General features: G+C 70.7%; 23 protein-coding genes and 1 tRNA gene. 15 read left to right on the top strand and 9 right to left on the bottom strand.

Going from position 1 to position 23106, the window contains the following annotated elements:
* The 7 genes from proS to M1105_RS16435 form a co-directional block, all read right to left on the bottom strand.
* Positions 1-1341 (bottom strand): proline--tRNA ligase, encoded by a 1341-nt coding sequence (gene proS / locus M1105_RS16465; protein ID WP_249581473.1) that lies wholly within the window; start codon positions 1339-1341, stop codon positions 1-3.
* Between the two features lie 275 nt (positions 1342-1616).
* Positions 1617-3200 carry a Ppx/GppA phosphatase family protein gene (locus tag M1105_RS16460; RefSeq protein WP_249581472.1) on the bottom strand — a complete coding sequence of 528 codons (1584 nt, stop codon included), beginning with the start codon at positions 3198-3200 and terminating at the stop codon, positions 1617-1619.
* A 13-nt stretch (positions 3201-3213) separates the two neighbouring features.
* Positions 3214-5403: an RNA degradosome polyphosphate kinase gene (locus M1105_RS16455; RefSeq protein ID WP_249581471.1), complete on the bottom strand. Its 2190-nt coding sequence runs from the start codon at positions 5401-5403 to the stop codon at positions 3214-3216.
* Positions 5404-5408: 5 nt separating this feature from the next.
* The gene (locus tag M1105_RS16450; protein WP_249581470.1) at positions 5409-6140 is read right to left on the bottom strand and encodes a P-loop NTPase family protein; all 732 of its coding nucleotides are present in this window, start codon (positions 6138-6140) and stop codon (positions 5409-5411) included.
* Positions 6137-7351, bottom strand: coding sequence for an AI-2E family transporter (locus M1105_RS16445; protein WP_319936801.1), 1215 nt, complete (start codon positions 7349-7351; stop codon positions 6137-6139). Before M1105_RS16445 ends, M1105_RS16450 begins: the two co-directional genes overlap by 4 nt.
* A gap of 66 nt (positions 7352-7417) precedes the next feature.
* Positions 7418-7879: a hypothetical protein gene (locus tag M1105_RS16440; RefSeq protein WP_249581469.1), complete on the bottom strand. Its 462-nt coding sequence runs from the start codon at positions 7877-7879 to the stop codon at positions 7418-7420.
* 196 nt (positions 7880-8075) lie between these two features.
* Positions 8076-8843: an NAD kinase gene (locus M1105_RS16435; protein ID WP_249581468.1), complete on the bottom strand. Its 768-nt coding sequence runs from the start codon at positions 8841-8843 to the stop codon at positions 8076-8078.
* Between the two features lie 273 nt (positions 8844-9116).
* On the opposite strand from M1105_RS16435, the gene glyA reads away from it, so the two are divergent.
* The 3 genes from glyA to ribD all read left to right on the top strand — a co-directional run bounded on the left by glyA (position 9117) and on the right by ribD (position 12169).
* A complete protein-coding gene (gene glyA, locus M1105_RS16430) occupies positions 9117-10412 on the top strand; it encodes a serine hydroxymethyltransferase (protein ID WP_249581467.1) in 1296 nt (431 codons plus the stop codon).
* Positions 10413-10569: 157 nt separating this feature from the next.
* Positions 10570-11040 carry a transcriptional regulator NrdR gene (gene nrdR, locus M1105_RS16425; RefSeq protein ID WP_249581466.1) on the top strand — a complete coding sequence of 157 codons (471 nt, stop codon included), beginning with the start codon at positions 10570-10572 and terminating at the stop codon, positions 11038-11040.
* 4 nt (positions 11041-11044) lie between these two features.
* Positions 11045-12169 (top strand): bifunctional diaminohydroxyphosphoribosylaminopyrimidine deaminase/5-amino-6-(5-phosphoribosylamino)uracil reductase RibD, encoded by a 1125-nt coding sequence (gene ribD, locus M1105_RS16420; RefSeq protein WP_249581465.1) that lies wholly within the window; start codon positions 11045-11047, stop codon positions 12167-12169.
* A 39-nt stretch (positions 12170-12208) separates the two neighbouring features.
* On the opposite strand, the gene M1105_RS16415 is transcribed toward ribD, so the two are convergent.
* Positions 12209-13336, bottom strand: coding sequence for a polysaccharide biosynthesis/export family protein (locus tag M1105_RS16415; protein WP_249581464.1), 1128 nt, complete (start codon positions 13334-13336; stop codon positions 12209-12211).
* 236 nt (positions 13337-13572) lie between these two features.
* Here M1105_RS16415 and M1105_RS16410 point away from each other — a divergent pair, with 236 nt between their 5' ends.
* The 5 genes from M1105_RS16410 to M1105_RS16390 all read left to right on the top strand — a co-directional run bounded on the left by M1105_RS16410 (position 13573) and on the right by M1105_RS16390 (position 18196).
* A complete protein-coding gene (locus M1105_RS16410) occupies positions 13573-14172 on the top strand; it encodes a riboflavin synthase (protein WP_249581463.1) in 600 nt (199 codons plus the stop codon).
* A gap of 585 nt (positions 14173-14757) precedes the next feature.
* Positions 14758-15876, top strand: a complete 1119-nt coding sequence (gene ribB / locus M1105_RS16405; RefSeq protein WP_249581462.1) for a 3,4-dihydroxy-2-butanone-4-phosphate synthase — start codon at positions 14758-14760, stop codon at positions 15874-15876.
* A 3-nt stretch (positions 15877-15879) separates the two neighbouring features.
* Positions 15880-16416 (top strand): 6,7-dimethyl-8-ribityllumazine synthase, encoded by a 537-nt coding sequence (locus tag M1105_RS16400; RefSeq protein WP_249581461.1) that lies wholly within the window; start codon positions 15880-15882, stop codon positions 16414-16416.
* Positions 16416-16898, top strand: a complete 483-nt coding sequence (nusB, locus tag M1105_RS16395; protein ID WP_249581604.1) for a transcription antitermination factor NusB — start codon at positions 16416-16418, stop codon at positions 16896-16898. The genes M1105_RS16400 and nusB overlap by 1 nt, the downstream gene beginning before the upstream one ends.
* 80 nt (positions 16899-16978) lie before the next feature.
* Positions 16979-18196 (top strand): MFS transporter, encoded by a 1218-nt coding sequence (locus tag M1105_RS16390; protein WP_249581460.1) that lies wholly within the window; start codon positions 16979-16981, stop codon positions 18194-18196.
* A 23-nt stretch (positions 18197-18219) separates the two neighbouring features.
* Here M1105_RS16390 and M1105_RS16385 read toward each other — a convergent pair whose 3' ends face one another.
* Positions 18220-18675 carry an outer membrane protein assembly factor BamE gene (locus tag M1105_RS16385; RefSeq protein ID WP_249581459.1) on the bottom strand — a complete coding sequence of 152 codons (456 nt, stop codon included), beginning with the start codon at positions 18673-18675 and terminating at the stop codon, positions 18220-18222.
* Positions 18676-18819: 144 nt separating this feature from the next.
* Between M1105_RS16385 and M1105_RS16380 the strand changes: the two genes are divergently transcribed.
* From M1105_RS16380 to M1105_RS16350, 7 genes are all read left to right on the top strand, one after another.
* Positions 18820-19410, top strand: a complete 591-nt coding sequence (locus M1105_RS16380) for a YceD family protein (RefSeq protein WP_249581458.1) — start codon at positions 18820-18822, stop codon at positions 19408-19410.
* Positions 19411-19584: 174 nt separating this feature from the next.
* Complete coding sequence (rpmF, locus tag M1105_RS16375; RefSeq protein ID WP_249581457.1) at positions 19585-19791, top strand: 50S ribosomal protein L32; 207 nt, start codon at positions 19585-19587, stop codon at positions 19789-19791.
* Between the two features lie 79 nt (positions 19792-19870).
* A complete protein-coding gene (plsX, locus tag M1105_RS16370) occupies positions 19871-20974 on the top strand; it encodes a phosphate acyltransferase PlsX (protein WP_249581456.1) in 1104 nt (367 codons plus the stop codon).
* Entirely contained in the window at positions 20971-21948 is a 978-nt protein-coding gene (locus M1105_RS16365; protein ID WP_249581455.1) for a beta-ketoacyl-ACP synthase III, read from the top strand. Before plsX ends, M1105_RS16365 begins: the two co-directional genes overlap by 4 nt.
* Before the next feature lie 141 nt (positions 21949-22089).
* Positions 22090-22389, top strand: a complete 300-nt coding sequence (ihfA, locus tag M1105_RS16360; RefSeq protein WP_249581454.1) for an integration host factor subunit alpha — start codon at positions 22090-22092, stop codon at positions 22387-22389.
* The gene (locus M1105_RS21005) at positions 22386-22883 is read left to right on the top strand and encodes a MerR family transcriptional regulator (protein ID WP_406600637.1); all 498 of its coding nucleotides are present in this window, start codon (positions 22386-22388) and stop codon (positions 22881-22883) included. Before ihfA ends, M1105_RS21005 begins: the two co-directional genes overlap by 4 nt.
* Positions 22884-23003: 120 nt before the next feature.
* Positions 23004-23080, top strand: a tRNA-Pro gene (locus M1105_RS16350).
* Positions 23081-23106 lie beyond the last annotated feature (26 nt).

Below are 23106 nucleotides of genomic sequence, written 5' to 3'. Positions count from 1 at the left end.
TCAGAGCCCCGTATAGATCGCCCGCAATTTCGCCACCGCGGCGTCGGGCGACAGTTCCTCGGATGCGCCGGTGCGCCGGCAGGCCAGTTCGACCACGCCCGATTTCAGGCCGCGCGGCCCCACCGTAAGACGCCACGGCAGGCCGATCAGTTCCATGGTGGCGAACTTGGCCCCTGCCCGCTCGTCGGTGTCGTCGTAGAGCACCGTGAGCCCTGCGGCCGCGAGCTTTGCGTAGAGGTCCTCGCAGGCGGCATCGACCGCCGCATCGCCCTGCTTGAGGTTCACGAGGCCCACGGCGAAGGGGGTCACGCTCTCGGGCCAGATGATGCCCTTGTCGTCGTGGTTCGCCTCGATCAGCGCACCGACGAGGCGGCTCACGCCGATGCCATAGCTTCCGCCATGGACCGGGACCTTCTCGCCCTCGGGCGTGGTCACCAGCGCCTGCAGGGGCTCGGAATACTTGGTGCCGAAGTAGAAGATGTGGCCGACCTCGATGCCGCGGGCCTCGACCCGGCGGTCCTCGGGCACCATCGAGTGGAACAGCGCCTCGTCATGGGTATCGTCGGTGCGGGCATAGGGCGCGGTCCAGCGGTCGAAGATGTCCTGGAGCTGCGCGCGGTCGTCGAAGTCGATGGCGGTGCCTCCGAGGCTCAGGTCCACCACCGTGCGGTCGAGGAACACGCCCGACTCGCCCGTTTCGGCCAGGATCAGGAACTCGTGCGCGTGGTCGCCGCCGATCGGGCCCGACTCGGCCTTCATCGGCACGGCCTTGAGGCCCATCCGCTCGAAGGTGCGCAGGTAGGCCGCCATCATCTGGTTGTAGGAATGGATCGCAGCCGCGTGGTCGACGTCGAAGCTGTAGCCGTCCTTCATCAGGAACTCGCGCCCGCGCATCACGCCGAAGCGGGGGCGGATCTCGTCCCGGAACTTCCACTGGATGTGGTAGAGCATCTTCGGCACGTCGCGGTACGAGCCGCAATAGGCCTTGAAGATCTCGGTGATCATCTCCTCGTTCGTCGGGCCATACAGCATGTCGCGCTCGTGGCGGTCCTTGATGCGCAGCATCTCGGGGCCATAGGCGTCGTAGCGGCCCGACTGGCGCCACAGGTCGGCGGGCTGGATGGTCGGCATCAGCACCGGGATGGCGCCCGCGCGTTGCTGCTCCTGATGCACGATCTCCTCGATCCGGCGCAGCACGGCATAGCCCATCGGCAGCCACGAATAGATCCCGGCCGAGGACTGGCGGATCATGCCGGCGCGCAGCATCAGGCGGTGCGAGACGATCTGCGCCTCGGCCGGGGTTTCCTTCAGGACGGGCAGGAAATAGCGAGTCAGGCGCATGCGGAACTCTCATCGGGGCTGTCGCGGCCGCCGCGGCCGGTCGGGCCGAGGTGTAGGGGCAAAGGTCCCGGCTGGCAAGCCGCGGCACTCGGCGGGCAGCTTTCCCGCATGGCGGGAGATCCGGGGGTGACAGGAGGTCGCAGGCGCGTTATAGGTGCCAAACAAACAAAACAAACGGCCAACGAGTCCGGTCCGGGTCTAGGGGAGAAGCGGCCTGCCACATGGCGGGCCGTATCCATTTGCGGGGGTTCGGCACGGCCGCGAATGGCGCCCGCTCAGGCGGAGACGATCCGCCCCTCGACCCCCAGTGCCTTGGCAAATTGCGCGAGGCGGCGCTCGATTTCCTCGCCCCGCAGCTCGGCGCTCGCCCCGCCCAAGGTCAGCGAGAGCCCCGCCTCGTCGCGCGTCACCTCGACGTCGCCCAGCACGCCGGGGGTGCCGGCGGCGATCTCGATCCCCAGCCGCAGCGCGAGGCCGATCTGCTCGGCGCGGTCGCGTTCGGCCTCGGAGATCAGGCGCATGGCATCGACGCCGGCGAGGGTCTTGCGGCCTCGCTTGTGGCGGTAGCTCAGGGCCGCGCCAAGGATCACGCGGGCGCGGTGGCCGATGTCGCTGACCGAGACGCGGGTCACCGTCTCCCAGCAGCCCTGGACGCGGTAGTCGGGATGGGTCCGCCAGTTCACATCCGCAAGATGTCCGGCCGCACGGATCAGCCGCTCCTCGGCCGCGTCGGCAGGGTGAAGGGCCCGCAGAACCCAGTCGCCAAGCTCCGCGCCGAAGCCAGGGGCCCGGGCACGGCGCTGTTCCTGGTCGATGCAGCCGGCGATCAGGGGGTCCTGCCGGCGCAACAACGGCGGCATGTTCTCGAAGCACACGCCCTCGCGCAGCCCGAAGGCCGAGACCACGACCTCGCGCGGGGCCAGCGCCGCCAGCAGCCCGCGCAGCACCTCGCCCGCGAAGGGCAGCACCGGCGCGCGTGACTGCGAGACGCCGGCGAACGCCGCGATCGCCTCGGGCGAGGCGGCGGCAGCCCAGTCGGCCAGCCCCGCCGCGTCGTCCGGGCCGATGGTGTATTCGTGCAGCACCTTGAGCGGGTAGTCCGCGCGGTCCATCTGCAGGCGGGCAAGCGCGCGCCACGAGCCGCCGACCAGATACATGCGGTGGCCATGCGCCCGAAGCGAGGGATCGAGCGCGTCGAGCGTGCGCCGGACCTCGGCCCCGACATCGCCGCCGCGCGCGGCGATGGCGGCAAGGCGCAGCGGGCCGAGCGGCGTGGTCACGCCGGGCCCCACCCTGCCCTCGGCCACGCCGCAAAGCTCCATCGAGGCGCCGCCGAGATCGACGACGATCCCCGCCGCGCCGGGATTGCCGAACAGCACCCCTTGGGCCGAAAGGCGCGCCTCGTCGCCGCCGCTTGCCACCGTGAGGCGGATGCCGGTCTCGCGCTCGACGGCCGCGCGAAACTCGGGGCCGTCCTCGGCGTCGCGGATCGCGGCGGTGGCGACGCCCTGCAGCGCGGCCACCTCGAGATGGTCGGCGAGCGCCGCGAAACGCCTGAGCGCCGCGAGCGCGCGCCCGACGCCCGCGGGGTCGAGGCGACCCGTGTCGTTGAGCCGTGCGCCCAGCGCGCACATCACCTTCTCGTTGTGGATCACCGCGGGGCTGCGCTGGCCGCCCTCGAACACCACGAGGCGCACGCTGTTCGAGCCCGCGTCGATCACCCCGATGCGCCCGTCGGCCAGCCGGTCGGGCCGCGCGAACGAGCGCGCGCCGACGCCGAAGAAGTCGCGCTGCATGTCGGCCGCGCCCAGCGCGCGCGCGTCGCCGAGGCTGGGCGGGCGTGGCATCTCCCTGGTCACGGGACCTCTCGCGTCAGGCGGCGGGACTGCATTCCCGGGTCAGGCGCGGCGCGTCCTCGGCACCGCTGCGGCCCCGACCCGAAAGCGAGGGATACTTCATGAAGAACTCGTGGCAACTGAAAAGTTCCTCGCCCGGCGCGGCCATCGCGCGCAGGTAGCGCCCGTCGGGCATCAGCACCCAGCTCTGCGCCTCGTCGCGCAGGTTCGCGGCCATGATCTGGTCGAGGATCTGGGCGTGCACCGTGGGGTTGTCGATCTCGACCAGCGTCTCGACCCGGCGGTTGAGGTTGCGGCCCATCCAGTCGGCCGATGAGATGAACACCCGCGCCCGGGCCGAGGGCAGGCCCTGCCCGTTGCCGAAGCAGGCGATGCGGCCATGCTCGAGGAAGCGGCCGACGATCGACTTGACGCGGATGTTCTCGGACAGGCCCGGAATGCCGGGCCTCAGCCCGCAGATGCCGCGGATCACGAGGTCGATCTTCACGCCCGCCTGGGCCGCGGCATAGAGCGCGTCGATCACCTCGTCCTCGATCAGGCTGTTCATCTTGGCCCAGACATGTCCGGGACGCCCGGCGCGGGCGTGCTCGGCCTCGGCCGCGATGCAGTCCAGCAGGGTGCGCTTGAGCGTCAGCGGCGCCACCTGCACCTTCTCGAGGCCCTGCGGCTCGGCATAGCCGGTGGTGAAGTTGAAGATCTTGGCGGCGTCGCGCCCATGCAGGGGCGAGCAGGTGAAGAGCGAGAGGTCCGTGTAGATCTTTGCGGTGATCGGGTGGTAGTTGCCGGTCCCGAAATGGGTGTAGGTGACCAACTCACCCCCCTCGCGCCGCACCACGGTCGAGATCTTGGCGTGGGTCTTGAGATCGACGAAGCCGAACACGACCTGCGCCCCCGCCCGTTCCAGCGCCCTCGCCTGCCGGATGTTCGCGGCCTCGTCGAAGCGGGCCTTCAACTCGACGAGGGCGGTCACGGACTTGCCGTCCTCGGCCGCCTCGCACAGCGCCTGGACGATCGGGCTCTCCTTCGAGGTGCGGTAGAGCGTCTGCTTGATCGCCAGAACGTTGGGATCGCGCGCGGCCTGTTGCAGGAACTGCACCACGATCTCGAAGCTCTCGTAGGGGTGATGCAGCAGCATGTCCTTCTGGCGGATGGCGGCGAAGATGTCGCCGTCATGGTCGCGCACCCGTTCGGGCAGCCGGGGCTGGTAGGGCGTCCAGCGCAGGTCGGGGCGGTCGTCCACCGCCAGCTCGGCAAGATCGGCGATGCCGACGACGCCATCGACGGTGATCGCCTCATCGGGCGAGACGCCCAGCTCGTCCACGATCAGGCGGCGCAGATCGTCAGGCGCCTCGGACGAGATCTTCAGCCGGATCACGTCGCCGCGGCGGCGCCGCTTGAGCGCGGTCTCGAACTCGCGCATCAGGTCCTCGGCCTCCTCCTCGATCTCGAGGTCGCTGTCGCGAAGGACGCGGAAGATGCACCAGCCCTCGGCGTCGTAGCCGGGGAACAGCTCGTCCTGGAACAGCGCGATCAGCTTCTCGAGCGCGAGGAAGCGGATCTCGCCCGCGGGGCCGTCGGCGAGACGGATATAGCGCTTGAGCTGCGGCGGCACCGGGATCAGCGCGTAGAGCGGCTCGCGGTCGCGACGGCGCACCAGCTGCAGCGCCACGGCGAGCCCGCCATTGGGGATGAAGGGGAACGGGTGCGCCGGGTCGATGGCGAGCGGGCTCAGCACCGGAAACACCTGAGCGAGGAAGTATTCCGACAGCCGCTCGCGGTCCTCGGGCGTCAGGTCGGGGCGGCGCAGCACATGGATGCCGTGCTCGGCCAGCAGGGGCCGCAGCGTCGCCCATGTCCGCTGCTGCGCCTCGAGAAGGCGGACCGCGTCGGCGTCGATCAGCTCGAGCTGCTGGGCGGGCGTGCGGCCGTCGAGCGAGCGCGCCTCGACCCCCGCCCGCTTCTGCGCGCGCAGGCCCGCGACTCGCACGGTGTAGAACTCGTCGAGGTTGTTTCCCGAAATCGACAGGAAGCGGATGCGCTCGAGCAGCGGCTGATGCGGGTTGTCGGCCTCCTCCAGCACGCGCCAGTTGAAAGCGAGCCAGGACAGCTCGCGGTTCTGGAACCGGTCGGGCGAGGCGATGTCGATCTCGATGCGGTGCCCGGCCGGCACCGGCGTCTCGGTCGTGTTCAGGAAATCCGCGCGCATCGGCCTCACTCTCCCGGGGCGCCGCCCCCATCGTCCTCGCCGGCCGTCTCGCCCAGATACTCGGCGGCAAGACGCCTCGTGATCCGCCGCCGCTGCCCCAGCGACAGGGAGTCGAGCCCCGCCACCGCCCGCTCGGCCGCGGCGAAGGAGCGGTCGATCCTCTCCACCAGATAATTCACGACTTCCGGCGCGACGGGCAACTGCCTGTCGGCGAAGAGCTTGACGAGGATCGATGACAGTAATGCGTCATCCGGGGCCGCGATGCGCGCGAGCGCGAAGCTGTGCAGCCGCGAGGCAAGGTCGGGCGTGACGATCGCCCAGCCCGCGGGCGGCGTGCGGCCGGTCACGAGGACCCGCCCGCCTTCGGCCGCGACCAGGTTGAGAAGGTGGAACAGCGCACTCTCGGCCGCGCGCCTCGCGGGTTCGGGAAGCCCCGCGAGCCGGTCGGCGTCCTCGACCACGACGGCGCCGCCCGCGGCCAGTGCGGGCACGGCGCCGGCCGCGAGCGCCGCGGCCTCGACCGCGGCGGCACCGCTCTCGGCCATCCAGACATGCGCGAGATGCGACTTGCCCGCGCTGGCCGGCCCGATCAGCGCGAGCCGCCCGCCCGGCCAGTCGCGCCAGGCGTCGATCAGCGCGACGGCATCGGCGTTGGCGGGCGAGACGAGAAAATCACCTCGCCCCAGCGCAGGGCGCGGCGGCAGGTCGAGCGGGATCTGCCGCGCCGGCGCGCTCATCGCGCGCTCTCGGGCGCCGTGCCCTCGTCCGCGGCCGGCAGCGCGCCCGCCGTGCCCTCGCCCGCACTTGCCAGTGCGCGGGCGCGGGCCTCGGCCTGCTGCCACTCGGCGCTGCCCTGGTAGAGCCGGCCGGTCTTGTACTGCTCGAGCAGGAAGCGCACGAGCACGCCGATCGCCGCCGCCGCCGGCACCGCGATCAGCATCCCCGAGAAGCCCATAAGCGAGCCGAAGGCCGAGAGGGCGAACATCAGCCACACCGGATGCAACTTGACGTGGCCGCCCACCAGCTTCGGCGTGAGGAAATTGCCCTCGGCCGCCTGTCCCGCGGCAAAGATCGCGGCGACGGCGGCGACGAGATGCCACTCGCCCCAGAACTGCGCCAGCGCGATGCCGATCGAAATGGTGCCGCCAAGGATCGAGCCGACGAAGGGGATGAAGCTGATCAGCCCAGCGAAGGCGCCGACCAGCAGCCCGAACTGCAATCCCACCAGGCTGAGTGCCACGGCGTAGAAGATGCCGAGGATCGCGCAGACCGTGAGCTGCCCGCGCACGAAGCCCGCCAGCACGTCGTCGAGCTCGGACGCGAGGCGCCGGATCACCGCGCGGTGCTGCCGCGGCGCCGCGTCGTCGAGGTGCGTGACGATCCGGTCCCAGTCGTGCAGCAGGTAGAACGCCACCACGGGCGTGATGAACAGCACAAGCACGAAGTCGATGACCGCGATGCCGCCCGAGAGGATCTTCTGGATGACCGAGACGCTCCAGCCCTCGACCCGGCCACTGAAAGTATCGAGCCCCCGGCGCAGCACCCCGCTGGCGTCGGAGAGTTGTGGCAGCGTGGTCTCGAGGAACAGGCGCAGGCGCTCGACATAGGCGGGCGCGTTCTCGATGACGGCGCGGACCTGCTCGACCAGCGCGGGGACGACCAGCAGCACCGCGACCACCGCCGCACCCATCGCCCCGAGTGTGATCGCAACCGTGGCGAGCAGCCGGCTGAGGCCGAGGCGCTCGAGCCGGTCGGCGAGCGGGTCGGTCAGATAGGCGATGGCCGCGCCCAGCACGAAGGGCGTGAGCGATTCGGCCAGCAGCCACAGGACGAGGCAGAGGACGACGAACCCCGCCCCCCACCACCTGAGTTGCTCGCCCATCGTCATCGCGCGCGCCCTGCTGCGGCCTGCCTGTGCGCGCATGGTGTGCAGGCGCGCCTTTGCCACGTCAACCATGTCGGGACGCGGTGCCGCCGGGGCAAGGCCGATGGGCGGCGTGCGCGGCGCGCGGTGTCAGATCCCGTGCGGCGAGGGGGCTTTGGTCGAGAGGCCCGGGCGGTCGGCATCGGGGACGGGAGGCGACGCCGGAAGCGGCGCAGGCGCCCCCACCGCGCCTGGATCCTTGCCGCCGGGGTCGAACACCGGCGCGCCCGGCGCGTACTGCGCGCCCGGGTCGACCCGCTCGATCCCCGTCGCGGCAACCACATGCTGGCGCGCATCGGCCTGCACGCGCGCCGCGATCGCCTCGCCGTCGAGGATGCCAAACCAGGAGATGCCGGCGACGACCAGCGCCGCGAGTCCCGCGAGCCCCGCGGACAGCGTCATCCAGTCGAGCGTGACGGCCCCCCGCGTGTCGCGAATAAAGCGGGTAAAACCGCCCGCCGCGAACCGCAAGCCGATCCGCGGCGGGTCAACGCAGCACAACAACGCATAGCGGCACATCGACGTAACTGCCCCCAACGCATACGACGCCACGGGGGAAAAACGCGAAGCACCCGAAGCACTCGACTCGAAACACGTCCCGTATCCACCCGGCTCGCGGCAAAGCTCGGACAGGAATGTCGCCGAAATGTGGCGGGGCTCGGATAGCGGCCGAGCGTGGCAAATATGTGCCAATGCAGGACATCGCCCGCCCGCGGGCGGCCCGCGGAGACCGAATCGCGGCGCGTGGTCAGGTGGCGAACTGCTCGCGGATCAGGCGCTCCTCGAGCCCGTGGCCGGGATCGTAGAGCAGGCGCAGCTCGATCTGCGGCGCGGCAGCGACATCGACCCCCACCACGTCGCGCACCTCGACATGATCGGCGGTGGCCGAGACGGGCCGCTTGTCCGGCTCGATGATCTCGAAGCGCACCTGCGTCTCGAGCGGGAGGATCGCGCCCCGCCAGCGCCGCGGCCGGAAGGCCGAGATCGGCGTCAGCGCCAGCAGCCGAGCCCGGATCGGCAGGATCGGCCCATGGGCCGACAGGTTGTAGGCGGTCGAGCCCGCGGGCGTCGCCACCATGATGCCGTCGCAGATCAGTTCGGGCAGCTGCACCTCGCCATCGACGATCACGCGAATCTTCGCCGCCTGCCGGGTCTGGCGCAGCAGCGAGACCTCGTTGATCGCGAGCGCCTCCTGCCGCGCGCCGTCCCGCGTCTCGGCCAGCATCCGCAAGGGGTTGATGACGGCGCATTTCGCGGCGGCGAGCCGGGCGGGCAGCCCGTCCTCGGCATAGTCGTTCATCAGGAAGCCCACCGTGCCGCGATGCATCCCGTAGACCGGAACGCCGAGGCCCATGGTGGCGTGCAGCGTCTGCAGCATGAAGCCGTCCCCGCCCAGGGCCACGATCGCCTCGGCCGATTCGGGCGCGGCGTTGCCATAGCGGCGGACCAGCGCGGCCAGCGCCTCCTGCGCCTCGGGCGCGGGGCTTGCCATGAATGCGATGCGTGTCAGTGTCACCGGCCCCGCCGCCCCCCGCCCTGCCCGGCCGACCTTAGCCGCGCCCGCCCCGCCCGGCAATCGGCCCGCCGCCCGCCCGCGCCCGGCACCTCGCCGATTTCCACGGAGGGGAAATTATGAGCCCTTAAGTTTTTCTTTGCCAACCTCCCGTTTGCCACCGACTTGCTTTTGTATAGAAGCGCGCAACATCCACAGCCTGACGGGCCGCTTCGCGGGATGGCACCAGACCGCGACGCGCGACGCCCAGCACAACCGACGCAAGGAGGCGACCAGATGGACGCGACGACCCGCGACAAGGGCTTCTTCACCGAGGATCTCAGCACGCGCGACCCCGAGCTGTTCGGCTCGATCGCGCACGAGCTCACGCGCCAGCGCGACGAGATCGAGCTGATCGCGTCCGAGAACATCGTCAGCCGCGCCGTGATGCAGGCGCAGGGCTCGGTGATGACCAACAAGTATGCCGAAGGCTATCCGGGCCGGCGCTATTACGGCGGCTGCCAGTACGTCGACGTGGCCGAAAAGCTGGCGATCGAGCGGATCTGCCAGCTGTTCAACGCGAAGTTCGCGAACGTGCAGCCCCATTCGGGCGCGCAGGCGAACCAGGCGGTGTGCCTCGCCCTGCTTCAGCCCGGCGACACGATCCTGGGTATGGAACTCGCTTCGGGCGGGCACCTGACCCACGGCGCGAAGGTGAACCAGTCGGGCAAGTGGTTCAACGCCGTCCAGTATGGCGTGACCCGCGAGACCAACCTGATCGACTATGACCAGGTCGCGGCGCTGGCGGCGCAGCACAAGCCGAAGCTGATCATCGCCGGCGGCTCTGCCATCCCGCGCCAGATCGACTTCGCGAAGTTCCGCGAGATCGCCGACAGCGTGGGCGCGATCCTGCATGTCGACATGGCCCATTTCGCCGGGCTGGTGGCGGGCGGGCAGCACCCGAACCCGCTCGACTGGTGCCACGTCGCCACCTCGACCACGCACAAGACCCTGCGCGGGCCGCGCGGCGGCATCATCCTGACGAATGACGAGGAGATCGCGAAGAAGATCAACTCGGCCGTGTTCCCCGGCCTGCAGGGCGGGCCTCTGATGCACGTGATCGCCGCCAAGGCCGTGGCCTTCGGCGAGGCGCTGCGGCCCGAGTTCCGCGCCTATGCAGCCCAGGTCGTCAGGAACGCCAAGGTGCTGGCCCAGACGCTGATCGACGGCGGGCTCGACATCGTCACGGGCGGCACCGACACGCATGTCATGCTGGTCGACCTGCGCCCCAAGAAGGTCACCGGCGTCGCCGCCGAGAAGGCGCTGGGCCGGGCCCACATCACCTGCAACAAGAACGGTATCCCGTTCGACCCCGAAAAGCCGATGGTGACCTCGGGCATCCGCCTCGGCACCCCGGCAGGCACCACCCGGGGCTTCGGCGAGGCAGAGTTCGCCGAGGTGGGCCGCCTGATCTGCGAGGTGCTCGACGGTCTCGCCGCCAATGGCGAGGAAGGCAACGCCGCCGTCGAGGAGTCCGTGAAGGCCCGCGTCAAGGCGCTCTGCGACCGCTTCCCGATCTACGACACGCTCTGAGCCGCAAGGCCCGCACCGGTCCCGACGCCCGCGCCATGTGCGCGGGCGTTCGCGTTTCCGGCCGCGACGGTGCAAATCTTGGGGCCGCTCAACGCCCCTACACAACGATTTGCCGCTCGCCTATAGTGCTGGTCCGTTCGGCTTTGGGGATACCGAAATGCGCTGTCCGTTCTGCGGCAACACCGAGACACAGGTGAAGGATTCGCGGCCCGCCGAGGATCACGTCGCGATCCGGCGGCGGCGCAGCTGCCCCGCCTGCGGCGGGCGCTTCACAACTTACGAGCGGGTGCAGCTGCGCGACCTCGTGGTCATCAAGAAGAACGGCCGGCGCGAGGACTTCGACCGCGACAAGCTCGCGCGCTCGATCCGCATCGCGCTGCAGAAGCGCCCGATCGAGCCCGAGCGCATCGAGCAGATGATCTCGGGCATCGTGCGCCGGCTGGAAAGCATGGGCGACACCGACATCCCCTCGGACACCATCGGCGAGATCGTGATGGAGGCTCTGAGCCGGATCGACACGGTTGCCTATGTCCGATTCGCGTCGGTCTACAAGAACTTCCAGGAAGTCGCGGATTTCGAGGACTTCGTGTCCGAGCTGAGACCCCACCCGCCAGCACAGGACGGCTGATCCGATGGGCGGGTCCGCCGCCGCCGAGGATCGCCGCTGGATGGCCATGGCGCTGGGCCTCGCCCGGCGCGGGCTGGGGCGTGTGGCACCGAACCCCGCGGTCGCGGCGCTGATCGTGCGCGAGGGACGCCTTCTGGGCCGCGGCGTCACCGCGCCGGGCGGGCGGCCCCATGCCGAGGCGCTGGCACTCGAAGCCGCCGAACATCTGGGCGGGCCGGGCGCAGCGCGCGGCGCGACCGCCTACGTAACGCTCGAGCCCTGCGCGCATCACGGCCTGACGCCGCCTTGCGCCGAGGCGCTGGTGGCGGCCGGCATCGCGCGGCTGGTCTGCCCGCTGGGCGATCCCGACCCGCGCGTGGCGGGGCGCGGCTTCGCGCGGCTCCGCGAGGCGGGGGTGGCGGTCGAGACGGGACTGATGGCCGCCGAGGCCGCGGCGCTCAATAAGGGCTTTCTCGGCCGCATCGAGCGCGGCAGGCCGCACCTGACGCTGAAGCTCGCGGCCAGCCTCGACGGGCGCATCGCCACCGAGGCGGGCGAGAGCCGCTGGATCACCGGGCCCGAGGCGCGGTTGCGCGTCCACGGGCTGAGGGCGCAGTCCGACGGCATCCTGATCGGCGCGGGAACGGCACGCGCCGACGACCCGATGCTGGACGTCCGCGGCTTTGGCGCCGGCGCGCCCCGGCCGGTCCGGGTCGTGCTCGATGCCGCGCTGACGCTGCCGCTCGAGAGCCGCCTCGCGACCAGCGCCACCCGCCATCCGCTGTGGCTGCTGCATCGGGCGGACGCCGAGGCCGGCCGGCAGCAGGCGCTGTCGGCAGCAGGTGCGCGGCTGATCCGCGTCCCCGGCGAGGGCCGGATGATCGATCCCGCCGCGGCGCTTCAGGCGCTGGCCGGGGCAGGACTCACGCGAGTGCTGTGCGAGGGCGGCGGCCGGCTCGCCGCGTCGCTGCTTGGGGCGGGGCTGGTGGACGAGCTGTGGCTGTTCACCGCCGGCAAGGCGATCGGGGCCGAGGGCGCGGCGGCGGTCGGGCCGCTCGCGCTCGGGCGGCTCGGCGAGGCGCCGCGGCTCGCGCTCGAGCGCTTCGAGCGCGTCGGCGGCGATTGCCTGAGCGTCTGGCGCCGCGGCTGAGCCGGACGCCAGCCGCGCCCGGCCGCCGCGCCCGACGCCTCAGGCCCCCGAGAGCGTCCGGGCCGAGGCCGAGAAGCCCACCAGCGGCGCGATCGACTGCATGATCTTCTGCCACTGCACGAAGGGCGCGGTGGTCACGAACAGCGTGTCGCGGTCGCGCAGCCGGAAGTCGCGGGCCATGAACATGCCCGCCGGCTTGGTCAGGTCGACGACGAAGACGGTCTGGGTGCTCCCGGCCGCGGCCTGCACGCCCTCGACCTCCTGCAACGTGGTCGCGATCTGCGGCAGTTCCTCGCGGAACACGAAGATGCCGGTCGGATCGGCGGTCTGGTCGATTAGGCCGCCGGCGCGGGCCAGCGCCTCGGTCAGCGTCAGGTCCCGGCTGGGGAAGGGCACCAGCGACTGCCCGCCCACCGCACCGAGGACCGAGAAGACCCGCCGGTCGCGCTCGGCGATCACCGCGTCGCCGGGACGCAGTGCAACGTTGAGCGCGGGGTTGTCGTAGAGATCCTGCACCCAGATCTCGCCCTCCTGCCCGCCACGGCGCAGGCGCAGCAGGATCACCTCGGGATCCTCGCGGATACCGCCCGCGCGGGCCAGCATGGGCAGAAGTCGGTTGGTCGCGCGCTCGATCGGGTAGAGGCCGGGCGCGTTCACCACACCCTGCACGCTGACGCGCCGTCCGTTCGAGCTGACCGGCTGGACGTCGATCTGCGGGTTGACCGTCCGCTCGGACAGCGCCTTGCGGATGGTGTCGCGCAGTTCGGCCAGCGTGCGCCCCTCGGCCTTCACGGCGCCGACATAGGGCACGAAGATCATGCCGCGCTCGTCGACCACGAGGTTCGGCAGCGCGGTGGCGCCGACGCCCTCGGGGCTGAGGAGGCCTTCCTCGACGCTCTCCCACACCGTCACGCTCAGCACGTCGTCGCGGGCCACGCGGTCGGTGTCCTCGGGCTGCTGGTCAAGGAAGGACGGATCGAAGCCGCGGCGCTCGTCGATGGTGGTGGCGGCGACCACCTGAGGCGTCACCTCGACCACGTTGAACGGCAAGGGCGCTTCCTCGGTCGACGTGATCTCGCTGTAGAAGGGGCCGCTCCTCGGCAGGCCGCAGCCCGCCAGCCCCACGGCCATGGACGCTGCAAGAAGCAGCCGCGCCGTTGTCGTCATCCCTCGCTCTCCTGCTCCGGCCCCGGATCGGGTCTGTCGTTGGCACGCGGCGCGTCGGCTACATCGCCCCCCGGGCCGCGCGCGAGGCCGACACTAGACCAATCGCGATGCCGCGCCCAGAGCCGCGATGCAACAGTCCGGGCCCTATGCGAACCCCGCGGGGCTTGTCGCAAGGCCAACCAGACGGTATCGCTGGCCCGCCGGATAACGGCGGCGAAAGCGGGAGGAAGCCCAGCATGTTCACCGGGATCGTTCGCGAGGTCGGCCAGGTGCTCGCCGTCTCGGAGGCGGGCGACACGCGGCTCGAGATCGGCTGCGCGCGGCCCGAGGGGCAGATCGAGATCGGCGCCTCGATCGCCTGCAACGGCATCTGCCTGACCGTGGTGGCCAAGGGCACGCGCGAGGGACGGACCTGGTTCGCGGTCGACGCCTCGGCCGAGACGCGCGCACGCACCACGCTGGGCGCCTGGCGCGCGGGCGACGCCGTGAACCTCGAACCCGCGCTGCGCGTGGGTGACGAACTGGGCGGGCACATCCTGTCGGGGCATGTGGACGGCCTGGGGCGGATCGTGGCGATCCGGCCCGAGGGCGCCTCGCACCGCGTGACCATCGAGGCGCCGGCGGGTCTGGCGAAATTCATCGCCGAAAAGGGCTCGATCGCGGTCGACGGCATCTCGCTCACCATCAACGAGGTCGAGGGCGCGCGCTTCGGCGTCAACATCATCCCCCACACCTGGGAGATCACGAGCCTGAGGGGCAAGGGCGAGGGCTCGGAGGTCAACCTCGAGGTGGACCTGATGGCACGCTACGTGGCGCGGCTGCGGGAGGCGGTCTGAGCCAGCGCGCCGAGCCGCCGCTCACCCGCACACACTTCACGTCCCCCGCCGCCGTCACGTGCGGCACCGGCGTATTCTGCCCTTTCATCGAGAAATTTGATACAGATCGACGTTCTTCTGCGGGATTCGAGTAACGCGTTACCATGTCCATCCGGCAAAAATTGATCAGCGGGACCGTGGCGTGGTTTCTATGTCTCGCTGCCGGCCCGATACATGCTCTATTTTCCGAACCCGATCCTTGGTTTCGAGGCTACATCTTCTTGTTCTGGTGGTATGGAGCCGCATCATTGGCGGCGATCATAAGTCTGTCATTCACAATCATCCATCGCCGACAGCTTGCGATGCACGAGAAGCTTCTGGGTATCGTGCCGGCACTTGGCTCTGCGCTTCTGTGGACAGTTGCGGTTCTGATTTCGGCAACTGATACAGACAGGGTGCTTGGCGTTGGATGATGCCGGAGCCGCACCGCCAGAGCGATGCTCTCTCGATGTTCAAGCAGACCGGGCTTCGGTAGCCCTCTGGAATTCCCGTTCCGTCCGGGTTAAGTGCCTCGCCAAGACGCTGCCATCCCGGAGCCCCGAACCGATGACCGACACCGACTACAGCGACGCCATCTCGCCCGTCGCCGAGATCATCGAGGACGCGCGCAACGGGCGCATGGTGATCCTCGTCGATCACGAGGACCGCGAGAACGAGGGCGACCTGTTGATCCCGGCGCAGATGGCGACGCCGGATGCGATCAACTTCATGGCGATGCACGGGCGCGGACTGATTTGTCTCGCCATGCCGGGCGAGCGGGTCGACGCGCTGGGCCTGCCGCTGATGTCGCCCTCGAACCAGTCGCGGCACGAGACCGCCTTCACGGTTTCGATCGAGGCGCGCGAGGGCGTCACGACCGGCATTTCGGCCCATGACCGGGCTCGCACGATTGCGGTGGCGATCGACCCGCGCTCCACCCCCGCCGACATCGCGACGCCGGGCCACGTGTTCCCGCTGCGGGCGAAGGACGGCGGCGTGCTGGTCCGCGCGGGGCATACCGAGGCCGCGGTCGACATCGCCCGACTGGCGGGGCTCACGCCCGCCGGCGTGATCTGCGAGATCATGAAGGACGACGGCTCGATGGCGCGGCTCCCGGATCTCGTGGCCTTTGCCCAGCGCCACGGGCTGAAGATCGGCACGATTTCCGACCTGATCGCCTATCGCCGGCGCCACGACAACCTGGTCCACGAGGTGGACGAGGCCGAGATCACCTCGATGATCGGCGGCACCTGGCGTCTCAGGGTGTTCCGCGACGCCCCCGACGGCGCCGAGCATTACGCGCTGATCAAGGGCGATGTCGCCGACGGCCGGCCGGTGCTGGTGCGGATGCATGTGCTCGATCCGCTCGAGGACGTGATCGCGCTCAACCCCGAGCGGGCGAGCCAGGTGCCCGACTCGATGGCCGCCATCGCGGCCGAGGGGCGCGGCGCGGTGGTGATGCTGCGCGACAGCTCGCCCACCGCGGTGTCCGACCGGCTGCGGCCGAAAGCGGGCGCCGGGCCGCGGCAGCTTCGGCAGTATGGCGTGGGCGCGCAAATCCTGCTGAGCCTCGGCATCACCGAGATGGAAATGCTGTCGAACTCGCCCGCGCCCAAGGTCGTGGGCCTCGATGGCTATGGCATCACCATCGTTGCGACCCGGCCCATTCCGCGACGGGGGGCCTGAGCCATGGCGGGACCCGCGACCGGCAGCCTCGCCCTGCCCCGCCTTGCCCCCGCGCCGCGCGTGCTGATCGTGGTCGCGCCCTATTACCGCGCCATCGCCGACGGATTGCTGTCGGGCGCGCGCGCCGTGCTGGAGCAGGCGGGCGCGGTGGCCGAGACGGTCGAGGTTCCCGGCGCACTCGAGATCCCTCCGGCGATCCGCCTCGCCGCCGACAGCGGGCGATACGAGGGCTATGTCGCGCTCGGCTGCGTGATCCGGGGAGAGACGACGCATTACGACACGGTCTGCAACGACAGCTCGCGCGGACTGATGCTGCTTGGCGTCGAGCGCGGCCTGTGCATCGGCAACGGCATCCTGACCTGCGAGACGCTGGCGCAGGCCGAGGCGCGGGCGAACCCCGCCGAGATGGACAAGGGCGGCGGCGCGGCGGCGGCGGCCGTGCACCTCATCGACCTCGCGCGCCGCTTCCGCGGCGGCCCGGCGGGACCCGAGGCCGACGTGATGACCGCCGCCGTCTCGGCCAGCACGAGGACCGCGTGATGGCCTCGCGCGCGCATTCCGAAGCCCGCCTCGCGCGGTCCGCCGCCCGCCTCGCGGCGGTGCAGGCGCTCTATCAGATGGAACTGAGCGGCGCCGACTGGAAGACGGTGCGGCGGGAGTTCGAAACCCATCGGCTGGGCGCCGAGATCGACGGCGAGCAGTACCGCGAGGCCGATATCGACCTGTTCCGCGACATCCTCGAAGGGGTGGTGGCGCGGCAGGCCGCAATCGACCAGCTCACCGACCGGGCGCTGGTCGAGAAATGGCCGCTGGGCCGCATCGACGCGACCCTGCGGGCGGTGTTCCGCGCCGCGGGGCACGAGCTGATGGCCCGGCACGACATCCCGCCGAAGGTGACGATCGGCGAGTATGTCGATGTCGCCAAGGCCTTCTTCGCCGAGGGCAAGGAGGCGAAGTTCGTCAACGCCGTGCTCGACCACATGGCGCGCGAGGTGCGCGCGGCCGATATGGCGCCGCGCTGAGCGGGCCCTCTTTCGGACGCAAACCTGCCCTGCAGACGCGTCGCATTGCGTGGCCTCGCGGAAGACACTAAGCGTCGCGCATGACCGACACCGTTGCCCCTCCGATGCATGACGACGTCCGCGCGCGTCGCGCGGTCACCATCCTCGTCTGGGCGCAGTCGGTGCTGGGTGCGCAGATGCCCGTGCATTTCATCCTGGGCGGTCTGGTCGGCGCCATGCTGGCCGAGAACAAGGCGCTGGCGACGGTGCCGATCTCGATGACCGTGATGGGCTCGATGCTGGCGGCGCCGATCATGTCCATGCTGATGGCGCGCCTGGGGCGGCGGACCGGCTTCCTGATCGGCGCTCTCGCCGGCGCGGGGGGCGCCGCGCTGGCGGTCCATGCGATCGGCCAGAAGGACTTCGCGCTGTTCTGCGGCGCGGCGCTGCTGACCGGCATCTACATGTCGGGGCACAACTTCTACCGCTTTGCCGCGGCCGACATGGCAAGCCCCGCGTTCCGGCCGAAGGCGATCAGCTACGTCATGGCGGGGGGCCTCGTCTCGGCGCTGCTGGGACCCGAACTGGTTATCTGGTTCCAGGACGCGATGGAGCCCGTGCCCTTCGCCGGGGCCTACCGCGCGGTGATCGTGCTCAACCTCGTGGGCGTGCTGCCGGTGCTTTTGCTCGACATCCCCCCCCCCACGCGGCGCCCGCGGGGCGAGCGCGCCGGGCGGCCGTGGCGCGAGATCCTCGCCGACCGGCGCGTGGTGGTGGCGATGCTGTGCGCCATGGTGTCCTACGCGCTGATGAACCTCGTGATGACCTCGACGCCGCTGGCGATGCTCGGCTGCGGCTTCGGCACGCCCGACGCCGCCGGGGTGGTGCGGCTGCACGTGCTGGCGATGTACGGGCCAAGCTTCTTCACCGGCTCGGTGATCGCGCGGCTGGGCGCGCCGCGGGTCATCGCGATGGGGCTGGCCTGCCTTGCCGTGGCGGCGTTGATCGCGTTGTCGGGGATCGAGATCGAGCACTTCACCGCGGCGCTGATCCTGCTGGGCGTGGGCTGGAACTTCGGTTTCATCGGCGCGACGACGATGCTCGCCGGCGCCCACCTGCCCGAGGAGCGCGCGCGGGTTCAGGGTCTCAACGACTTCCTGGTCATGGGGCTGGTGACGGCCGCGTCCTTCAGCTCGGGCGCGCTGATGGCCGCCTTCGGCTGGTCGGCGGTCAACCTTGCGATGCTGCCCTTCCTGACGGCGGCGGGGGCGGCGCTGATCTGGCTGGTGCTGCGCGAGGGCGTCCGCGCGCGGGCCTGAGCGCTCGCGGGGGCGACCGCCTACTACTGCTGTTCGTTGATGACCTGCTCGGCCGAGATGTTGCCGATGTTGCCCAGAAGCTGCTGGAGCACCGTCAGCTCGCTGCCGCGCGTCGGCGTGGTGCGGGTCTCGAGATCGACCACGCGCCCGTCCTCGAGCCCGTAGGTGTTGATCGCGGCGACCGTGTCGGCCTGGTCGAACCGGATCGCGACGACGCGGCGGTCTGTCACCTTCGGCTCGTGCCAGGTGAGCCGCTCGACGGTGGTCGAGACGTAATACCACCCGTCGTCCGTGAACACGCCGCCAAGCCCCGGACGCCCGATCTTGCGGCGAACCGAGCCGCGGGTATCCTGGCCCACGGCGATCTCGGACAGCTCTTCCTCGGGCGGCGCATAGCCATGCGTGCTGATGACCGGCGAGCAGCCGATGAGGGTGACCCCGAGGGCCGTCGCGCAAGCAAGATGTCCGAACCGCGTCATGCCTCAGGTCCCTCGTCCACGCTGTTTCCCCTACCCTGCGTCTGGACTAATTTCAAGCGACGCGCTAGCCCGGAGGGGGCGGATCGCGGCGCGGAACACGGGCGCGCCCCCGGCCGGCTGCGATGCAGGAGACGGAGAGCGCCAATGAGCACCCCCACCGAGCCGGATGCCCCGCCGCTTCCCGTGACGATGCGCCTGCCCGTGCGCAAGCTCGACGTCGAGGGCGAGACCCCGGTCGCGCTGGTGCCGGACGCCGAGACGCTGGTGCGGCTTGCGCGCCATCTCGATGTCGACTGGCTCGCCGATGTCTCGCTTGCCGGCAGCCTCTCGCCCGAGGGGCGCCGGGGCTGGCGGCTCGAGGCGCGGCTGAGGGCCCGGGTGGGGCAGCGCTGCGTCGTGAGCCTCGATCCGGTCGAGACCGTGATCGATTCGCGCGTCTCCCGCAGCTACCAGCCGGGCGCCGAAGCAGCGGGCGTGATCGCGCTCTCGCTGGGCGAGGCGGGCGAGGACGAGGACGACGAGCCGCCCGAGCCGCTGGGCGACGAGATCGACCTCGGCGCGGTGCTGGTCGAGGAGCTTGCGCTCGCGATCGACCCCTATCCGCGGGCGCCGGGCGCCGGGCTCGGAACCGTCTCGCGCACGCCGCCGGGCGCGGCACCGATCGACGAGACCGCCGAGAAGCCCTTCGCCGGGCTGGCGGGACTGCGCGCGCGCCTGAGCGGAGACAGCGATTGACCGCCGGAAAAAAGCACTTGCCCCGGCGTCGAAAGCGAGTATTTTCCGCGTCTCGTTCACCGGATGGCCTGCGGCCGGCGCCGACCCGCGCCGCTGTCTTGCGTGCCGGACAGACACACCGCCCCATCGCGCGCCCGGACGGGGCGCCCGTGCGACAAGAGCAGAGGTTACATCATGGCAGTCCCTCAGAACCGGAAAACGCGGTCGAAGCGCGGGATGCGCCGCAGCCACGACGCGCTGAAGGCGGTGGCGTCGAACGAGTGCCCGAACTGCGGCGAACTCAAGCTGCCCCATCACGTCTGCGGCGCCTGCGGCCATTACCGCGACCGCGAGGTCGTGGCCCGGACGGCCGAGGTCGATCTCGACGAAGACGCCGCCTGAGCGCAACGGCCGGGTGTTCCGGCGCCTTCTGGCCCGCCGTCCCTAGGGGGCGTTGCGGGCCTTTGAGTCGACAGGCGAAATGACCCGCGCGACCGTGATCTCCGTTGATGCGATGGGGGGGGACAAGGGGCCCGCTCCTGTCCTCGGTGGGTTGAACCGGGCGCTGCGCGGCGCGCCGGACCTTTCCTTCATCCTGCATGGCGACGAGGCGGCGCTGACGCGGCTGCTGCGCAAGCGCTCGTTCGCTGCGCTCCGCAGCCGGGTCGACCTGCGCCACACCGCCGATGTCGTGCGCATGGCCGACAAGCCCTCGCGCGCGCTGCGCGAGCATCGCGGCAGCTCGATGTGGAACGCCATCGAGACGGTCAAGCGCGGCGAGGCGGGCGCGGCGGTCTCGGCGGGCAACACCGGCGCGCTGATGGCGATGTCGGTGCTGCTGCTGCGAAAGGCGCCGGGAATCGACCGCCCCGCCATCGCGGTGCACTGGCCCTCGAGCGCGCCGCATGGCTATAACATCGTGCTCGACATGGGCGCCGACATCCGGGCGGACGCGCGGAACCTCGTGCAATACGCGGTGATGGGCGCGGAATACGCGCGGATCAATTTCGGGCTGGCCCGGCCCCGCGTCGGCATCCTCAACGTCGGCACCGAGGCGACCAAGGGCCGCGACGACCTGCGCGAGGCGCTGCGCATCCTGACCGCGGCCGCCGAGGCGCCGGAGTCGGCGTTCGACTGCGTTGGATTCGTCGAGGGCACGCAGATGTTCGCAAGCGGGGTCGACGTGTTCGTGACCGACGGCTTCACCGGCAACGTCGCGCTCAAGACCGCCGAGGGCACCGCCGCCTTCATCCGCGCGGGGCTGCGCGACGCCTTCCGGCACACGGTGCTCTCGCGGCTGGCCGCGCTGGTCGCGATGGGCTCGCTCAAGCGCTTTGCGCGGCGGATCGACCCGCGCCGGGTCAACGGAGGGGTGTTCCTCGGCTTGAACGGTGCGGTCATCAAGAGCCACGGCAGCGCCGACGCCGTGGGCTTCGAGGCCGCGGTCCGGCTGGCCGCGCGGATGGCCTCGACCGATTTCGCCACCGGCGTCGAGCAGCGGCTGACCCGGATCAACACCCTGACTGCCGAGGACCGCGCCCAGCAGGCTGGCCGGAATGCAGACGAGCAAGGAGCCGATGAATGAGCGTTCTGCGGAGCCGGGCGGTGGGCTGCGGGCACTACCTGCCCGAGCGGGTGGTGACCAACGCCGAACTTGCGCACACGCTCGACACCTCGGACGAGTGGATCGTCTCGCGCACCGGCATCCGGCGGCGCCACATCGCGGCCGAGGACGAGATGACCTCGGACCTCGCGATCGCGGCGGCGCAGCGCGCGCTCGCGGCGGCGGGCATGGCGGGAGACGATCTCGACGCCATCGTGCTGGCGACCGCCACGCCCGACCAGACCTTCCCCTCGACCGCAACGCGGGTGCAGGACGCGCTAGGCATGCGGCGTGGCTATGCCTTCGACATCCAGGCAGTCTGCGCGGGCTTCATCTATGCGCTGGCCAACGCGAACGGCCTGATCCTCAGCGGCATGGCCGAGCGGGTGCTGGTGATCGGGGCCGAGACCTTCTCGCGCATCCTCGACTGGCAGGACCGCTCGACCTGCGTGCTGTTCGGGGACGGCGCGGGGGCTGTTGTGCTGGAGGGCGGCATCGGCGCGGGCACGCCAGCGGACCGCGGCGTGCTGGGCACATGCCTGCATTCCGACGGGGCGCACAACCGCATCCTCTACGTCTCGGGCGGGCCGTCGTCGACGCGCGACGCGGGCGTCCTCAAGATGGAGGGGCGCGAGGTGTTCCGCCACGCGGTGCAGAAGCTCGCCGATGTCGCCGACGAGGTGATGGAGAAGGTGGGCGTGACCAGCACCGAGGTGGACTGGATCGTCCCCCACCAGGCGAACATCCGCATCATCGAATCGACCGCCAAGCGGGCCGGTATCCCGATGGAAAAGGTGGTCGTCACGGTCGACGATCACGGCAACACCTCGGCCGCCTCGATCCCGCTCGCGCTCTCCACCGCGGTGGCCGACGGGCGCATCCGCGCCGGCCATCTGCTGCTGATGGAAGGCATCGGCGGGGGGCTTGCCTGGGGATCGGCGCTGATGCGCTGGTAGGCGCGGCGGGGCGGTCCGGCGCCTTCCTCGGGCACCGCTTTCGCATCGCAGCACAAGTCATTGACATTGACTCGTTTTCGCGGGCTGTCCTATGCTCGCGAGAAGGCGCGGGGTGTCGGGCGTTGATAATCGGAGGGGACGATGGCAGGCAACACGCTGACCCGGTCTGACTTGAGCGAGGCGGTCTATCGCGAGATCGGTCTGTCGCGCAACGAATCGGCCGAGATGGTCGAGAGCATCCTCGGGCAGATCTCGGACGCGCTGGTCCGCGGCGAGCATGTCAAGATTTCCTCCTTCGGCACCTTCACCGTCCGTGAAAAGGGCGCCCGCATGGGCCGAAACCCCAAGACCGGCGAGGAAGTCCCGATCGAGCCGCGCCGCGTGCTTGTGTTCCGCCCGTCGCACATCATGAAGGAGCGGGTGAACGGGGGCGAGGCGTGAGCACGGTCCCGGCATCGCAGCAGGGCAGCCCGGTCAAGTCGCCCGAGGCGTTCCGCACGATCAGCGAAGTCGCCGAGGAACTGGACCTGCCGCAACACGTCCTGCGCTTCTGGGAGACCAGGTTCACCCAGATCCGGCCGCTGAAGCGCGGCGGCGGGCGGCGGCTCTACCGCCCCGACCACGTGGCGCTGCTGCGCGGCATCAAGGCGCTGCTCTACGGCGATGGCATGACCATCAAGGGCGTGCAGAAGGTGCTGCGCGAGCAGGGCGTCAAGGCCGTGATCGCGCGCGGGCGCGCCGAGGCCGGGGGGGCGCCGCTGGTGCCCTCCCTGCCCGAGGACACGCCGGCGCGGCTCGCCTCGATCCGCGCGCGGATGGCCCCGCCGCAGGCTGCCGAGGCGGCGCCGGACGAGGCCGCGGGTGACCCCGCCGAGCGCATCCGCGCCTCGATCGCGCGCCTCGAATCGGTGCTCGCGCGGCTCGAGCGGAACTGAGGCGCGCACCGCGGGTCGGGCCGTTTGCGGGCGGCCCGGCGCCGTCGTTGTGGCGATGGAAATCCGTCGCTTTCCCATTGAACTCGCGGGCGCAACCGGTATAAGGGCGTCCACGGTTGTCGGGCCGTAGCGCAGCCTGGTAGCGCGCTTGCATGGGGCGCAAGAGGTCGTGAGTTCGAATCTCGCCGGCCCGACCAACACCGAGACGCCAGCGGCCCTGCCG

Origin of the sequence: Thermohalobaculum sediminis (assembly GCF_023487995.1) — a bacterium.
Classification (GTDB): domain Bacteria; phylum Pseudomonadota; class Alphaproteobacteria; order Rhodobacterales; family Rhodobacteraceae; genus Thermohalobaculum; species Thermohalobaculum sediminis.
The sequence above is the reverse complement of the archived record's forward strand: the minus strand, read 5'-3'. Positions and strand labels throughout refer to the sequence as shown.

Coding starts and splice junctions, on each gene's coding strand:
- proS (WP_249581473.1), bottom strand. CDS start 1,341: ATGCGCCTGACTCGCTATTTCCTGCCCGTCCTGAAGGAAACCCCGGCC.
- M1105_RS16455 (WP_249581471.1), bottom strand. CDS start 5,403: ATGCGCGCGGATTTCCTGAACACGACCGAGACGCCGGTGCCGGCCGGG.
- M1105_RS16450 (WP_249581470.1), bottom strand. CDS start 6,140: ATGAGCGCGCCGGCGCGGCAGATCCCGCTCGACCTGCCGCCGCGCCCT.
- glyA (WP_249581467.1), top strand. CDS start 9,117: ATGGACGCGACGACCCGCGACAAGGGCTTCTTCACCGAGGATCTCAGC.
- nrdR (WP_249581466.1), top strand. CDS start 10,570: ATGCGCTGTCCGTTCTGCGGCAACACCGAGACACAGGTGAAGGATTCG.
- ribD (WP_249581465.1), top strand. CDS start 11,045: ATGGGCGGGTCCGCCGCCGCCGAGGATCGCCGCTGGATGGCCATGGCG.
- M1105_RS16415 (WP_249581464.1), bottom strand. CDS start 13,336: ATGACGACAACGGCGCGGCTGCTTCTTGCAGCGTCCATGGCCGTGGGG.
- M1105_RS16410 (WP_249581463.1), top strand. CDS start 13,573: ATGTTCACCGGGATCGTTCGCGAGGTCGGCCAGGTGCTCGCCGTCTCG.
- ribB (WP_249581462.1), top strand. CDS start 14,758: ATGACCGACACCGACTACAGCGACGCCATCTCGCCCGTCGCCGAGATC.
- M1105_RS16400 (WP_249581461.1), top strand. CDS start 15,880: ATGGCGGGACCCGCGACCGGCAGCCTCGCCCTGCCCCGCCTTGCCCCC.
- nusB (WP_249581604.1), top strand. CDS start 16,416: ATGGCCTCGCGCGCGCATTCCGAAGCCCGCCTCGCGCGGTCCGCCGCC.
- M1105_RS16390 (WP_249581460.1), top strand. CDS start 16,979: ATGACCGACACCGTTGCCCCTCCGATGCATGACGACGTCCGCGCGCGT.
- M1105_RS16385 (WP_249581459.1), bottom strand. CDS start 18,675: ATGACGCGGTTCGGACATCTTGCTTGCGCGACGGCCCTCGGGGTCACC.
- M1105_RS16380 (WP_249581458.1), top strand. CDS start 18,820: ATGAGCACCCCCACCGAGCCGGATGCCCCGCCGCTTCCCGTGACGATG.
- rpmF (WP_249581457.1), top strand. CDS start 19,585: ATGGCAGTCCCTCAGAACCGGAAAACGCGGTCGAAGCGCGGGATGCGC.
- plsX (WP_249581456.1), top strand. CDS start 19,871: ATGACCCGCGCGACCGTGATCTCCGTTGATGCGATGGGGGGGGACAAG.
- M1105_RS16365 (WP_249581455.1), top strand. CDS start 20,971: ATGAGCGTTCTGCGGAGCCGGGCGGTGGGCTGCGGGCACTACCTGCCC.
- ihfA (WP_249581454.1), top strand. CDS start 22,090: ATGGCAGGCAACACGCTGACCCGGTCTGACTTGAGCGAGGCGGTCTAT.